The organism is Acidomonas methanolica (assembly GCF_004346035.1).
GTDB lineage: Bacteria > Pseudomonadota > Alphaproteobacteria > Acetobacterales > Acetobacteraceae > Acidomonas > Acidomonas methanolica.
Genome location: NZ_SLZN01000009.1, coordinates 13363 through 28635, shown reverse-complemented (window position 1 = coordinate 28635; position 15273 = coordinate 13363). Strand labels below are relative to the sequence as shown.

15 protein-coding genes are annotated in these 15273 nt (G+C 65.8%); 1 reads left to right on the top strand and 14 read right to left on the bottom strand.

Annotated elements, in window-relative coordinates; genetic code table 11:
- Positions 1-321 precede the first annotated feature (321 nt).
- Positions 322-1413, top strand: a complete 1092-nt coding sequence (locus EDC31_RS08705; protein WP_042057379.1) for a retropepsin-like aspartic protease — start codon at positions 322-324, stop codon at positions 1411-1413.
- Between the two features lie 52 nt (positions 1414-1465).
- Here EDC31_RS08705 and htpG read toward each other — a convergent pair whose 3' ends face one another.
- From htpG to EDC31_RS08640, 14 genes are all read right to left on the bottom strand, one after another.
- Positions 1466-3331, bottom strand: coding sequence for a molecular chaperone HtpG (htpG, locus tag EDC31_RS08700; RefSeq protein WP_042057382.1), 1866 nt, complete (start codon positions 3329-3331; stop codon positions 1466-1468).
- Between the two features lie 148 nt (positions 3332-3479).
- A complete protein-coding gene (locus tag EDC31_RS08695; protein ID WP_042057383.1) occupies positions 3480-3872 on the bottom strand; it encodes an NUDIX hydrolase in 393 nt (130 codons plus the stop codon).
- Positions 3869-4828 carry an endolytic transglycosylase MltG gene (gene mltG / locus EDC31_RS08690; RefSeq protein WP_306310134.1) on the bottom strand — a complete coding sequence of 320 codons (960 nt, stop codon included), beginning with the start codon at positions 4826-4828 and terminating at the stop codon, positions 3869-3871. The genes EDC31_RS08695 and mltG overlap by 4 nt, the downstream gene beginning before the upstream one ends.
- Positions 4829-4883: 55 nt before the next feature.
- Positions 4884-6167, bottom strand: a complete 1284-nt coding sequence (gene fabF, locus EDC31_RS08685) for a beta-ketoacyl-ACP synthase II (RefSeq protein WP_042057386.1) — start codon at positions 6165-6167, stop codon at positions 4884-4886.
- A 173-nt stretch (positions 6168-6340) separates the two neighbouring features.
- Complete coding sequence (locus EDC31_RS08680; protein WP_003618476.1) at positions 6341-6580, bottom strand: acyl carrier protein; 240 nt, start codon at positions 6578-6580, stop codon at positions 6341-6343.
- A 191-nt stretch (positions 6581-6771) separates the two neighbouring features.
- Positions 6772-7512: a 3-oxoacyl-[acyl-carrier-protein] reductase gene (gene fabG / locus EDC31_RS08675; protein WP_042057389.1), complete on the bottom strand. Its 741-nt coding sequence runs from the start codon at positions 7510-7512 to the stop codon at positions 6772-6774.
- A gap of 45 nt (positions 7513-7557) precedes the next feature.
- Positions 7558-8532, bottom strand: coding sequence for an ACP S-malonyltransferase (gene fabD / locus EDC31_RS08670; protein WP_042057391.1), 975 nt, complete (start codon positions 8530-8532; stop codon positions 7558-7560).
- Positions 8533-8678: 146 nt separating this feature from the next.
- Entirely contained in the window at positions 8679-8837 is a 159-nt protein-coding gene (locus EDC31_RS17695) for a hypothetical protein (protein WP_158310317.1), read from the bottom strand.
- An 18-nt stretch (positions 8838-8855) separates the two neighbouring features.
- The gene (locus tag EDC31_RS08665; protein WP_042057393.1) at positions 8856-9254 is read right to left on the bottom strand and encodes a DUF3293 domain-containing protein; all 399 of its coding nucleotides are present in this window, start codon (positions 9252-9254) and stop codon (positions 8856-8858) included.
- Positions 9251-10405: a rod shape-determining protein RodA gene (gene rodA, locus EDC31_RS08660; protein ID WP_042057395.1), complete on the bottom strand. Its 1155-nt coding sequence runs from the start codon at positions 10403-10405 to the stop codon at positions 9251-9253. The genes EDC31_RS08665 and rodA overlap by 4 nt, the downstream gene beginning before the upstream one ends.
- 46 nt (positions 10406-10451) lie before the next feature.
- Entirely contained in the window at positions 10452-12323 is a 1872-nt protein-coding gene (gene mrdA, locus EDC31_RS08655; protein ID WP_186819993.1) for a penicillin-binding protein 2, read from the bottom strand.
- A 154-nt stretch (positions 12324-12477) separates the two neighbouring features.
- Positions 12478-13044, bottom strand: a complete 567-nt coding sequence (locus EDC31_RS08650) for a hypothetical protein (protein WP_042057399.1) — start codon at positions 13042-13044, stop codon at positions 12478-12480.
- Positions 13045-13056: 12 nt separating this feature from the next.
- On the bottom strand, positions 13057-13980 hold the full coding sequence (gene mreC, locus EDC31_RS08645) for a rod shape-determining protein MreC (protein ID WP_042057400.1): 924 nt from the start codon (positions 13978-13980) through the stop codon (positions 13057-13059).
- 34 nt (positions 13981-14014) lie between these two features.
- On the bottom strand, positions 14015-15061 hold the full coding sequence (locus EDC31_RS08640; protein WP_042057402.1) for a rod shape-determining protein: 1047 nt from the start codon (positions 15059-15061) through the stop codon (positions 14015-14017).
- Between the last annotated feature and the right edge of the window lie 212 nt (positions 15062-15273).

Below are 15273 nucleotides of genomic sequence, written 5' to 3'. Positions count from 1 at the left end.
CGGCAGGCACTTGTCCTCGTCGCGCTTTCCTCCCCCTTCCCGAGAGCGCTCTCATACGCCAGACTCCGCGGCGCATCTCTACCAGCCGGAACCGCCCATGCGCCCCTTGCCCGCCCCGCTCCTTTTCGCAGCATGCGCGCCCACCATCACCGGGGCCGACCCGGCCGACCTTCCTCTCGACTCCGGCGGAGACAATCTCGGAACCGGCCCTTCCCACGGTCGAACTGACAGAGCGCCCGGACGTCTGGTCTCCCTCGCGACAGCGCCACTGGCCGGCGCGGTTCAGCTTCCTTCGCGAAACTGCCCGCCGCTTGCCGCGTCATGACTCTCTTTCCGCGCAAAACCGGCGGCGGGCTGCTCGCCTTCCTGCTTCTGGCGGGATGCCAGCCGGAAATCCATGAAGGTATCCGTCATATCGCCGCACCGCTCGACGCTCACGGCAAACCCCCGTCCTTCGTGCCGCCGCCCTTTCCCTTTGACGTCGAAGCCGAAACCAATCTCCCCGCCGCCTGCCTACGGCATGTTCTCGCCTCTGAATTGCTGAACCGCAACGGCGCGCCGACCGTACCCGTCCGGATCGACGACGAGGAGGGTGCCGCCTTTCTCAGCCCGTCCGAGGACATGATCGGCGTCTTCGACGGCAATGATGAGTTCCTGGAGCTTCCCGACGACGGCTATGTCGGCGCGCTCACCCTCGGCACCATGGAGACGACCCGTCTCACCCATATTCATGAACTGCGCATGGCTCAGGGTCATGCCGAGAATGTCGAGGCGATGAAGTTGGGCACATTCAACGACAAGCCGGGCGTCACCATGGGCGCACTGGCCATTCTCGGCTTCGACATGTTGGGAAATTACGACGTCCTGCTCGACATCCCGGCCCGGCGCCTCACGCTCTTCATGCCGCCCGACACGCCAGAATGCCGCGACCTTTCCCGGACCACCGGCCCCCATTCATTTCGCGCACCACTGATTGCCGGACGCACCGGAGTCGATAACATGGTCACTGTGACGCTGGATGGCGCGCCCATCGGGATGCATGTCGAGCCAAGCTCCAACCTGTCCGTCCTCTCCGAGAAAGACGCAACGGCAGACGGATTGCGTCGCGTCGATCTCGACGAGGGCGACCGCACCAATACACTCGACGGCAGAATGATCCTCGGTTATCGCCATCGCTACCGTAAAGCCCAGATCGGTTCGTGGCACGGCGGACCGTTCGGCGTGAATGTCGAGACGGTGAACTACAACCTGCTCGGCCGCGATTTCTTCCGGCACCGCAAGGTGCTCTTTGCCTTCCGCCAGGGCATGATGTTCTTCAGCGGCGAGGAACTCGACACCGGACCGCGCGATATCGGGCCCGGCAACCTGCCCCCCATCTCATCACACATCGCGCACGCCGCAGTGCGGCAATAGGCCCATGCCCCCAAACGGGTGGAGGCCGAAACCCCCTCCCCGCCGGAAGCGATCAACCCTGACCCGCCAACAGGGTGGTCAGCCGCCGGGCGAAACCCGCCGCATCCGGCAGAGCGTCGCCCTCCTGAATCCGCGCCACATCGAGCAGCAATTGCGCGTAAACGGAAATGTCCTGACCCGCCGCCAGCTTCCCCGCCAGATCGCGGATCAGCGCGTGACGCGGATTGATCTCCAGCACCGGCAGATCCTGCGGCAGGGACTGGCCGGAGCGCTGCATGAGACGCCGCATCATCGGGTCCGGACCGCCGTCATTGGCGAGCACGACCGCACTCCCCACCAGACGCGCCGACGCCCGCACCTCTTTGACAGTTTCGCCCAGCGCGTCTTTCAACGCGGGGAGCAGCGCCGACACATCCGCCGCCTCGCCATCCTGCGCCGGAGTTTCGAATTTCTCCAGATCCGCATGCGCCTGCGCCGCCGCCTTCAGCGGCTTGTCCTGATAGGAATGCAGCCGGTCCGGCCAGAATCCATCCACCGGATCGGACAACAGAAGCACCTCGATCCCCCGCGCCCGATATCCTTCGAGCTGCGGTGAATTGGCCAGAGCCCCCGGATTGTCGCCAGTGAGATAATAGATCGCCTCCTGCTCCGGCTTCATGCGGGCGACATACTCGTCCAGCGTCACCGGATCGTCGCCATGGGTGGAATGGAAGCGCGCGAGACCGGTCAGTTCCTGACGATATTCGCTGTCCTCCCAGATCCCCTCTTTCACGATAGGGCCGAAATTCTCCCAGAACGTCGCGAATCCCGCCGCGTTCTCGGCATCCCTGGCGCGGTTCCTGATCTCGTTGACGACGCGGCGCGTCACCGCCTTGCGAATGCGCGCCAGAACCGGCGTGGATTGCAGCATCTCGCGCGAGACATTCAGCGGCAGATCCTCGGTATCGACCACGCCCTGCACGAAGCGCAGCCACGCCGGGAGCAACTCCGCATCGTCGGTGATGAACATCCGGCGGACATGCAGATGCACCTTGCTCTCGCGCGACTGTTCCATGAAATCGAAGGGCCGCGCGCTCGGGATGAAGAGCAGTGCGGTGAACTCCGTCGTGCCTTCCGCGGACCAGTGCAGCGTGGCCCACGGCTCGTCGAACTGATGCGAGACGCGGCGGTAGAACTCCGTATAGTTCTCGGCGGAAATATCCGATTTCGGCTTGCGCCAGAGCGCCGTTCCCTCATTGGCGGGCTTGTCCTCCTCGCCCTCGCGCAGAACGATCGGCCAGGACACATGATCCGCCCATTTCCGCACGATCGAGCGCAACCGCCACGCATCGAGGAACTCGTCCGCATCGGCTTTCACATGCAGGATGATGTCCGTCCCCGGCGCCTCGCGCGTCGCGGGTGAGAGCGTGTAGGCCCCCTTTCCGTCCGACGACCAGCGCCACGCCTCCTCGGAGCCCGGCTGGCGCGACACGACGTCAACACGATCCGCCACCATGAACGCGGCATAGAAGCCGACGCCGAACTGCCCGATCAGGCTCGGCCGGTCTTCCGGCTTGGCCGCATTCAGCTTCTCGCCGAAGGCCCGGGTGCCGGAGCGCGCGATGGTGCCGAGATTCTTCGCCAGTTCCTCCTTGCTCATCCCCGCGCCGCTGTCGCTGATCGTCAGCAGCCGTGCCTCCTTGTCCGGATGAATGCGAATCGAGGCATCCGGCGGCAATGTCTTCGCCGCATCGGTCAGCGCCTCGAAGCGCCGCTTGTCGGAGGCGTCGGCGGCGTTGGCCACCAGTTCGCGCAGAAAAATCTCACGTTCGGAATAGAGCGCATGAACCACCAGATCGAGCAGCCGCCCGACCTCGGCGCTGAATTCATGCTGTTCCCCCTCCACCGGAGCGGCGGGCCGCGACGTTTCTTCAGTCATGAAATCTCCTGCTTGCAGTCCTTTTGCCGCCGGAGATATGCGCCCGCTCCCTTCGCATTTCAACGTCCGCCTCCCACGCGGAATGAGGACTTACCTCCCTTCCGGTTAAGATTCCATGAACGCGACGCGAGAAATCGCGCCCGCCGCGTCAGCGGCAGGCCGGAAGCACGTGATCCCGCGTCAGGGGGGCGAGCAGCACCATATCCGGCTCATCCGGCCTTACCCAGCGCAGTTCCGCGATCTCCGCGCGCGCGGCGGGCGATCCCGTGATGACGGCGCGATACAGCACGGCCACAACCGTCATGTCCGGCTCGTTCGCGGCGGGCGCGGACACCTCGCCCAGCAACGCCAGCCCGTCCGGCGCGACCTCGACTCCCAGTTCCTCGCGCAATTCCCGCCGCAGCGCCGCCTCGGCACTTTCGCCCGCGTCGATCTTGCCGCCCGGCTGCATGAACGCCGCCGTCCCGCGCTTGCGGACGAGCAGGACACGCCCTTCCACATCGCGGATCACCGCCGCCGCGATCCGAATGATCCCGCTCATCGACCGTCCTTCCCCGATTTCCGATAGGCCGCGACATTGCGATTATGCTCGTCCAGCGTGGCCGCGAAACGATGTCCCCCCGTTCCCGTCGCGACGAAATAGAGCGCGTCTCCGGACGCAGGATGCGCGACGGCCTCCAGCGTCGCCAGACCCGGCGAACAGATCGGCGCGGGTGGCAATCCGGCGATGCGATAGGTGTTCTCCGGTCCTGACTCGTCCAGTTCGGCGCGCGTCAGCGGGTGATCGATCGCGCCCGTTCCCTCGCTGAGATCATAGATGACCGTCGGGTCCGATTGCAGCCGCATCCCCTGCGCCAGGCGGTTGAGGAACACCCGCGCGACCTGCGGCCGCTCCGCCGGACGTCCGGTCTCCCGCTCCACGATCGACGCCAGCACCAGCAGCGCATGGGCATCGGGCAAAGTCAGTGAGGCATCCCGTCCGGCCCAGACTCGCGCCAAGGCGCCATCCATCATATGTTGCAACCGCCGGACCACGGTCGCACGCGGCGTTCCCCGCAGAAAGGCGATCGTCTGAGGCAGGACGCTTCCTTCGGGAATCGGCGGCGTCTCTCCCGTCAACGTGTCGGTCGCCTTCAACTGCGCCGCAACCCGCCAGGCCGTCCAGCCTTCCGGAATGGTGAGATGATGCTGGACCGGCGGCGCATGCCGCAGCACCCACACCACTTTTGCCAGGGAAACATGCGCCGGGAAAGCGAGTTCGGCGGCATGAAGCGCGCCGTCCCGCCGGGTCAGCCATATGGTGGCGCGAAAGACCATGCGCGCCAGATCGTCATCCTGCACAACGCCGGCTGCCGCAAGATCATGCCAGACCGTCAGGGTGTCGCCGTGAGGCACGACCACATCCCGCCCGGCCTCCAACGGCCCCGGGCGTTGCCAGATCCACCATCCGCCGCCGACCAGCGCGCCTGTTCCGAGGAGGAGCAGGCAGAAGATCACCCCTACCCAGCGCGCAATTTGGCGGCCAGACGAGAGTTTCGCGTCCGGCGGCGTCTCAGACCCCGCGCACGATCAGGCTGGCATTGGTGCCGCCGAAGCCGAAGCTGTTGGACAGCGCCACCTTGATGTCCCGCCGCTGCGCTTCGAGCGCCACACGATCGATCACGCTTTCCCGCGCCGGATTGTCGAGATTGAGGGTCGGCGGCGCCACGTTGTCGCGGATCGCGAGCAGCGAGAACATCGCCTCCACCGATCCCGCCGCTCCCAGAAGATGGCCGATCGCCGATTTGGTCGAGGACATCGCCAGCTTCCGCCCGGCATCGCCGAAGAGCCGCTCCACGGCGTCGAGTTCGAGATCGTCGGCCATGGTCGAGGTGCCATGCGCGTTGACATAGTCGATATCGTCCGGCGTCAGCCCGGCGCTCTTCAGCGCCGCCTTCATCGCACGGAACGCGCCGTCATGTCCCTCGGCAGGCGCGGTGATGTGATGCGCGTCGCCCGAGAGGCCATAACCGATGATCTCGCCGTAAATCTTCGCGCCACGTTTTTTGGCGTGCTCATATTCCTCGAGCACCACGATGCCCGAGCCCTCGCCCATCACGAAGCCGTCGCGCTCGCGATCCCACGGACGGGACGCTCTTTCCGGCGTCTCGTTGAACCCGGTGGACAGCGCGCGCGCCGCCGCGAAACCGGCGATGCCGAGCGGGCAGACCGCCGCCTCGGCGCCGCCGGCCACCATGACGTCGGCGTCGCCGAGCATGATGAGCCGCGTCGCGTCGCCGATCGCATGCACGCCGGTCGCGCAGGCCGTCACCGCCGAATGGTTCGGCCCTTTGAAACCGTAACGGATCGAGACATGGCCCGACACCAGATTGATGAGCGCCGACGGGATGAAGAACGGCGAAAGACGGCGCGCGCGCCCTTCCGCCACGGTCAGCGACGCGTCGTAGATCGTCTGCAATCCGCCGATGCCCGAACCGATCATGACGCCCGTGGCGCAACGATCCTCTTCCGTCTCGGGCGTCCATCCCGAATCCTCGACCGCCTGAATCGCCGCCGCCAGACCGAGATGGATGAAACGATCCATCTTCTTCTGTTCCTTGGGGGGCACCCAGTCGCTCAGCGTGAAACCGCCCTCCGCGGTCGGACCCTCGGGCACTTCGCCCGCCACCTGCGCCGGCAGGTCGGAGGGATCGAAGCAGGAGATGCGCCGGATTCCGCTTCGCCCCTCGACAAGGCGCTGCCACGTGACATCCACGCCAACGCCAAGCGGCGTGACGAGGCCCATACCGGTGACGACGACGCGCCTCTCCTTCATTGCCGATATGTTTGCCATCATGGGCGGGCACAGCTCCAAAACGAAAACCAGACCTTATCCCGCCATACGCGGGATATCGGGCCGGTCCAGAATCTTTCAGTCACACCGCCGGCTCCGGCCTCGCCGAAACCGCGGATCTGCGCGGGTCCACCGGACACCATCCGGCGTTCCCACTGCGAACCTGGAAAACGGTCTCAGGCCGCCTTCTGCTTCTCGATGTAGTCGATCGCGTCCTTGACGGTCGTGATCTTCTCGGCCGCATCCTCGGGAATCTCGACGCTGAACGCTTCTTCGAAAGCCATGACCAGTTCGACCGTATCCAGGCTGTCCGCACCGAGGTCGTCGATGAAGGACGCATCCGGCGTCACCTTGCTTTCGTCCACACCGAGGTGTTCGACAACGATCTTCTTAACCTTATCGGCGATTTCGCTCATCTCTTCTGGCTTCCTGTCTGCCCGGAGCCCGGGCGTTTAAAAAACGAAATGGACCCGTCTGGCTGCTCGAGCCGGGTGTCCCGACCGGAACACACCCGCCCGCCTGCGCGAAAACCACACTCCGGACGAAGCTGGCGGCGATTAGCACGCTTTTCCCCGCTCCGCCAAGTACGTGCACGGTTTTACCATATTCAGTTCATGGCCATGCCACCATTGACGTGAACCGTGCTTCCCGTGACCCACCCCGCCTCGTCGGATGCGAGATAGACCACCGCCGCCGCGATGTCTTCCGGACGCCCCATGCGCCCGAGCGGAATCGCTCCCAACAGCTTCTCGCGCTGGACGTCCGGCAGCGCGTCCGTCATCGGCGTCTCGACGAAACCCGGCGCGACGACGTTGACCGTGATGCCGCGCGAGCCGACCTCCTGGGCGAGCGCCTTGCTCATGCCCGTCATGCCCGCCTTGGCGGCGCAGTAATTGGCCTGCCCGGGATTGCCCGTCGTCCCGACGATGGAGGCGATATTCACGATTCGGCCCGCGCGCCGCCGCAACATCCCCTTGAGCGCCGCACGGCACAGGCGGAACGGCGACTCCAGATCGACCGTCAGGACCTGCGACCATTCGGCGTCCTTCATCCGGATCGCCAGATTGTCGCGCGTCAGCCCCGCATTGTTGACGAGGATGTCCAGCGGCGCGCCCGCGACCGCCTCCGCCCGTCCGACCAGCGCGTCCGCCTCTCCGGCGTCAGAAAGATTGGCGGCGCAGATGAACGCCCGCTCCCCCAGCGCCGCCGCCAGCGCGCGCAACGCCTCTTCCCGCGTGCCCGAAAGCACGACGGCCGCGCCCCGCTCGTGCAGCGCCCGCGCCACAGCCGCTCCGATTCCTCCGGAGGCGCCCGTCACCAGCGCCGTCTTGCCCTCAAGGCTGAACATGATCCCGTATCTTTCCCAAAAATAGTCCTGCGCCCGACACCGATCTCAAGACAGCAGCTTCAGCACGCCCTCGACCTCGTCCGGCGCGCCCGCATTGGCAACCGCCAGCGATCCGTCGATGCGCTTCACAAGGCCGGAAAGAACCTTCCCCGCCCCCAGCTCGATCACACTCTCGACCCCCATCGCAGCCATGGCCAGCACGCTCTCGCGCCAGCGCACCGTGCCCGTCACCTGTTTTACCAGCAGGCCGCGGATCTCCGCCGGGTCCGACACCTTCGCCGCGGTCACATTGGCCACGACAGGCACGACGGGGCGCGCGATCTCCGACCGTTCCAGCGCCTCGCCCATCGCCTCCGCCGCCGGCGCCATCAGGGAACAATGGAACGGCGCCGAGACCGGCAGCACGACCGCCCGCTTCACGCCCTTCTCCTTCGCGATCGCCACGGCCCTCGCAATGGCGGCCGTCGTGCCGGAAATCACGATCTGACCGCCGCCATTGTCGTTGGCGACCTCGATCACCTCATGCCGGTCAGGCTGCCCCTCCACCCGAAGAATCGCCGCCTCCTCGCAGATCGCACGCGCCTGGTCGCTCTCGACGCCGATCAGCGCCGCCATGCCGCCTTCCCCCGCCGGCACCGCCTTCTGCATCGCCTGGCCGCGCAGGCGCAGCAACCGGGCCGTCTGCGCGATGCCAAGCGATCCCGCCGCCGCCAGGGCGGAGTATTCGCCGAGCGAATGCCCGGCCACCAACGCGGCCTTGTCCTGCACGCGAAAGCCACCCTCACGCTCCAGCACCCGCAACACCGCCATGGAGACGGCCATGAGCGCGGGCTGGGCGTTTTCGGTGCGCGTCAATTCTCCGGCGTCGCCCTGAAACATCAGCGCCGAAAGCTTCTGACCCAACGCGTCGTCCACCTCCTGGAACACCTCGCGCGCCGCTCCGAACGCGTCGTTCAGCGCCAGCCCCATGCCGACGGACTGGCTCCCTTGCCCGGGAAACACGAACGCATGAACCGTCATGACCTCAAACCCTGTCTGCCACAAAATAAGGTCGCAAGGTGATGGCGAGCCCAGCCCCGCTTGTCAAATACCGCGACGCGCCGACCGTGTTCCGGCATGCAGTCCGGTCCCTCGGAAACCATTGACTCCAGGCGAGTCCTGCCACGCTAATTCCCGACCGTTTCCCCCGGCTCGGCCAATCCGTGCGCCACCAGGCTCGAATACATATAGGCGCGGCCGAACGGCTCCAGCAGCGTTCCGGTATGGGGATCGCGATAGGTTCCGCGCCCGTCTCCGCCCAGGACACCGCATCGAACTCTGAGCAACTCTTCACACGGAAACGATTAAAAATTCGTTGCCGACAGCCAGACGAGTCGCGCGACCTGCCCCCGCCGCAGCACCACGACCGCATTCTGCCCGAAGCGCCGCGCCAGGGATTTCGCCCGCGCCAACGGCATCGCGGCGGCGAGGAACGGTTCGGCCCAATGCCCCAGCCGCCCCTCTCCTTCCCGCCACGCCACGTCATGCAGGCACCGTCGCAACGCCGCCATCCGCCGCGCATTGACCCCGGGCGGCAACAATCGGCCGCCCGGATTGCACGCCCCCAGCAACACGATCTCACGCCCCGGCAACGGCCAGCCCTGCGGACGCCGCCCGATCCGCACACGCAGCCCCGGCGCGGCATAGAGCGTCGCCCGATAGGCTTGCGCGAGGCGCGGCGTGGGCGCCCGCGCCCCGCTCACGGCGTGGGCGCCGCCTCGTCACCGTCGCGCTCGTTGCGATGCACCCAGGTCGAAAGCAGCAGCCCGAACCCGAACATCATGGTGAGCATGGCCGAGCCGCCATAGGAAATCAGCGGCAACGGCACGCCCCCCACGGGGATCACGCCCATGACCATGGAGAGGTTGACGGCGCAATACAGAAAGAGATCGACCGAGATCCCGAGCGCCAGCAACCGCCCGAACTGGTTGCGGCTCATCATGGCGATCATCATGCCGCCCGTGATCATCAGTCCCAGCAGGATCATGACCGCGATCGCGCCGACATATCCCCATTCCTCGCCGATCATGGTGAAGATGAAATCCGTCTGTTTCTCCGGCAGGAAATTCAACTGCCCCTGCGTGCCGTGCAGATAGCCTTCCCCCCACATCCCGCCCGAGCCAAGGGCGATCTTGGACTGGATGATGTTGTATCCCGCGCCGAGCGGATCGTGCTCGGGATGCATGAAGGTGTCGATGCGCGCCTTCTGGTAATCATGGAGATGCGCATAGACGAACGAGCCGAGAAACGGCACCGGCGCCACGAGAACGGCGATCTGCCAGAGCCGCATCCCCGCCACGAAGAACAGCGTCGCGCCCAGAACGCCGATGATGACAGCCGTTCCCAGATTGGGCTCCTTGAGCACCAGCACCACCGGAATCAGCACCAGAAGCGCCGGAACCGCCAGCCGCAGGGGATTGCCCAGCTTGGCGGGGTCGACGCGGGAGAACCAGGCGGCCAGCGCCAGGACCAGGGCGATCTTCGCCGTCTCCGAAGGCTGGAACTGGAGCCCCCCCAGCACGATCCAGCGTTCCGCTCCCTTGCCGACATGCCCGATCCTCAGCACGAGGACCAGAAGCGCCACCGCGCCCAGATAGATCGGCACGGAGGCCAGCTTCAGAACGCGGGGACTGATCAGCGCAACGACCGCCATCATGATGAGCCCGAAGCCGAAGCGCAGCGCCATCGGCGCGGCGAACGGCCGCGCCGACCCTCCGCCCGCGGAATAGAGCGCGACATAGCCGACAGCGGCAAGCGCGCAGATCAGCAGGACGTACAGCCAGTTGATCCGCAACAGTTTGGACAGCAGACGGAAGCTCGGCTCCGCCCGCCAGAGACGTTTCTGGAAGCGCATGCCTCCCGATACTCCCGTAAGGAATTCTGACGCCAGAAATTTCGGGCTAGAAGTTTTCTGCGACCGTCTGGCCGGGATCGTGCAGATGATTGACCGGATCGCGGTTGAGCGTGTCCGTCATGATGTCGCGCGCCAGCGGAGCCGCCGCGTCCGCGCCCGCATTGCCGTGCTCGATCACCACGGCGAGCGCGTAGCGCGGCGCGTCGAACGGCGCGAAACAGATGAACAGCGCGTGAGGCCGTTCCTCCCAGGGAAGCGACATGGAATTGAAATGCCCGCTCTCGCGCAGCGCGCGCGAGATGTGCCGCACCTGCGCCGAGCCGGTCTTGCCCGCCATCTGCACGCCCGGAATGTCCAGCCGCGCCTTCGGAGCCGTGCCGTGCGGCGCGTTGACGACATCGAACATCCCGCCCCGGATCACGTCCAGATGCGCCGGCTCGATCTCAAGCGCGGGCGCGGCCGTCACATCGGTCTGGTCCGAGAACCTGTCATTCACCCGCCGCACGAGATGCGGCTCGACATTCCGGCCCGATGCGATGCGGGACACGTAGGTCGCGAGTTCCAGCGGCGTCACCTGAACGAATCCCTGGCCGATCCCGGCATTCACCGTGTCGCCGCCGTTCCAGTGATGCCCGTGCGTGCGCCGCCATTCCGGCGTGGGAATGACGCCCGAGCGCACATGGGTCAGCTCGATGTCCAGCTTCGTACCGAGACCGAAACCGTTCCCCATCGCCTTGATCGGGTCCATGCCGATCTTGCGCGCGAGCTGATAGAAATACACGTCGCAGGAATATTTCAGCGCCTGGCGCATGGTGAGGTTGCCATGCCCGTATTTCGACCAGCAATGGAACCGAACGCCGCCCATGTCGTAATAACCGGGACAGTTGAACCGATCCTCCGGCGTGACCATGCCGGATTTGAGTCCCGCCAGCGCCACGGCCGGTTTGAACGTCGAACCCGGCGGGTAAACGCCCGCCACGGCCTTGTTGATGAGCGGCGTGCGGACGTCATTCGCCCATTCCGTCCATTGCTCGCGGCTGACACCGGAATCGAACAGTGTCGGATCGAAGGACGGCGTGCTGACCATGGCGAGCACCTCGCCATTGCGGCAATCCATCACCACGGCGCTCGCCGCCTGGTCCGCGATGCGGCCCAGCACCATCTGCTGAAGCCCGGCATCGATGGTCAGGGACAACTCGTCGCCCTGCCGCCCCTCCTGGCGGTTGATCTCGCCCAGCACGCGGCCCCGCGAGTTGACCTCCATCTCGACCGAACCCGGCTCCCCGCGCAGCAACGCATCCTGCGTCTGCTCGATCCCCGCCCGCCCGGCGCGCATCCCCGGCAGCGCCATCATGGCCGAGGCCGCGAGATCCTTCTCGTTCGGCGGCGCGACATACCCCACGACATGCGCAAGCTGCGGCCCGAGCGGATAGGCGCGCGTGGACCCGACATCGACGAACACACCCGGCAGGCCCGGCGCATTCAGCTCGATCCGCGCCATATCGTCCCAGCTCAGGAAATCCTTGAGCGCGACCGGCACGAATTTCCGGACATGCCGCATGTCCCGCTCGATTCGTGCCTGATCACGCTCGTCCAGCGGGATGATCTGCCCGAATTTCCTGATGACGGCGGCCGGGTCGGTCGTCTCTTCCGGCAGGAGCAGGGCGCGCCAGTTGACCTTGTTTTCCGCGAGTTGCACGCCGAAGCGGTCGGTGATGATCCCGCGCGGGGGCGCCAGCATCCGCCTGCTGACGCGGTTGCGCTCCGCGAGCGCCTTGAGATGGCCGCCATCGACGACCTGCAGATCATACAGCCGCCGCCCCAGCAGACCGAGCACCCCGGCCTGGGCCGCAAGGACAAAAAGCGCGCGGCGGGTGAAAACCCCGCGAGTCGGCACGACGACGTCCTTGCGCGGCATCAGCCGCTGAAGCGGTCGCGGCTTCCTGGGAAAAGGCAGCTTCATGAAGCGGGGCACGCAATGGCGAACTCACGCGATTCCCGCCCCCCATGCGGGACATGACCGGGCAGGCAAACCGTTTCATGGCGGATGCTCAAGAGCAAGATACTGACCTTCAGGCTCGGTCCGGATTGACGATCGCACGGTGCACCCTCACGAACAGGGCGCTCAATGTGGGATAGATACCGATACTCAGCCCCGCCTGAAAGAGGGCACTCATTGGCGGAATAAATCGCAGCGCGCCGACGCAGGCCACAACCCATTGAAATAATGAGAGAATAATACAGAGCGCCGCGAACAGGCCCCAGCCGGGCAAAAAATTAATTCGGCTCAGACCATATCGCCAGGTGTGCGCCACGCCGTGAACCACCAGAAGCGCGATCAGAATCGTCCCTGGCGGCCCGAAGCTGATGAGATCGGCCTCGAGTCCCACGAGAAAAACCGCCCAGGACGGCATGGATTCCGGCAGATGCGCGGACCAGAAATAGACGCTGCCCAGACAGATTCCGAACAGAAGCGCCGATTCCCCCGGCAGGCTGGAAAACGCGGAGAGCAGAAAGACGCAGACGAGGAGCGAGACCCATGGCAGAGCCAGCCGCAGCGCCACATCGAGTCGCCGCCGCAGGCTTGCGCGCGGCTCGATTCCCGGCTGGCTCGACGGTGGAGGCAGATCGAGTCGCATTCCCGTCCTCATCTATCCCGGCCGCCCGGGAACGAGAGGGAACGGTGCTCCGGCGGCCGGCGCACGTTTCATCCGTCCCGGCGCTTCCGGCCCCTGCGTGCTGGTATGCCCGTAATCGAACACCCTCACGATATCCGGATGCTCCACGTCTCCGTCAGGCACCACGACCGGCTCGCCCGCCCGCACGTAATGCACCACGCCCACCGGCAGACCGCCGGGCAGGCCGGAAAATTCATCGGCGGCTTCTCCCGCGGGAGGCAACTGCTCGCTGGTGAAGACGCGCTCACCTTCCAGAGGGTGATTGTTCTGCGCATAGAACAACAGGCGCGGCGTCGCGCTGCCGTCCCCGGCCATGATCGCCGTGCCGTGCGACGATTCCAGCATGACCGGAAGGCGGCTCGCCTGATCCGTGACGAGCAGGATGCGCGATGTCCGCGAGCCGACCTCCGTCACCCGTCCGATCAGCCCCTTCGCGTCCAGCGCCACATCACCCACATGGATATCCTGCCCCGCTCCCGCCGCCAGCAGGATCGCGCGCCCATATAACCCTCCCGCGTCCCGGATCGTGTGGCCGCTCACGAAGCGCGGCGCATTCTCCGGAATCCAGTGCAGATTCGCCTTGAGTTGCGCGTTCTCGTTCGCGAGCGCTACGGCCACGTCATACCAGCGCCGCAGCTTCTCGTTCTCCTGCCGCAGGCGCACGTTCTCAGAGCCTAACCGGGCGAATGCCCGCACATCATCCCAGACGTGACGCAGCTTCTCGCCCGGCTGGGCCATCAGCGCATAGGCCGGCGCCAGCACGTCCTCGATCTCCAGACGCACATGATCGACAAGCGGACGGCGCGCCACGCCGAGGACGAGAAACGCGCTGGCAAGCAGAAAGAAGAACGGCAGAAACAGCTTGGCGAGCGCCTGACGCGCCTGGATCGACAGCATCTCCGGCCGAGCCTCCCGCTCGCGTCGCGACGGTTCAGTACATCGAGATCAACACGTTCCGCAAACGACGCATTTCCTCCAGCGCCCGCCCCGTGCCGAGCGCCACGCAGTTCAACGGCGACTCGCCGACCAGCACGGGCAGCCCCGTCGCGTGACGCAGCACGTCGTCCAGACGATGCAACAGCGCGCCGCCGCCGGTCAGCACGATCCCCTTGTCGACGATATCGGCGGAAAGCTCCGGCGGCGTATTCTCCAGCGCCATCGTCACCGCATCGACGATCTGGCTCACCGGTTCCGCGAGGCTCTCGGCGATCTGCGCCTGACTGACGATCACCTCACGCGGCACGCCGTTGATGAGATCGCGCCCCTTGACCTCCTTGACCGGCCCGTAATCACGCGAATTCTCGGGCAACATGGCGGAGCCGATCTCGATCTTGATCCGCTCCGCCGAGCTTTCCCCGATCAGCAGGTTATGCATGCGCCGGATATAGGAGATGATGGCCTCGTCCATCTTGTCACCACCCACGCGCACCGAGCGCGCATAGACGATGCCGCCCAGCGAGATGACGGCCACCTCGGTCGTGCCGCCGCCGATATCGACGATCATGCTCCCCGAGGGCTCCGTCACCGGCAGTCCCGCGCCGATCGCCGCCGCCATCGGCTCCTCGATCAGCATGACCCGCCGCGCGCCCGCGCTCTCGGCGCTTTCCTGAATGGCGCGACGCTCGACCGCCGTCGAGCCGGACGGAACACAGACGATGATCTGGGGACTGGCGAATGCCCGGCGATTATGCACCTTGCGGATGAAATGCTTGATCATTTCCTCCGCGACCTCGAAATCCGCGATCACGCCGTCACGCAGGGGGCGGATGGCCGTGATGTTGCCCGGCGTGCGGCCGACCATCTGCTTGGCCTCCTCGCCGACGGCCAGCACCTGCTTCTTGCCGCGCACCTCGGCGATCGCCACCACCGACGGCTCATTGAGCACGATGCCACGCCCCTTCACGTAGACGAGCGTATTGGCCGTGCCGAGATCGATGGCCATGTCTGCCGACATGAGACCCAGCAGACGTGAAAACATCCCCAAACCTCCGGGAAAATAATCCGCAAACTCATTCGCGCACGAATACGTGCAGCGCGCACGATACGGCGGCAAACCGGAAAAGACGCGCCTCGCCCCGGCGCAGGGCTTAGCGAGGCGCGCCCTCCGGAGCAAGGGGGTTCGCGCCGTTATTCTTTCTCGCCGTCCTGTCCAGAACGCTCGCGCCACGCCGCCGCCACGCTTTAGCCATA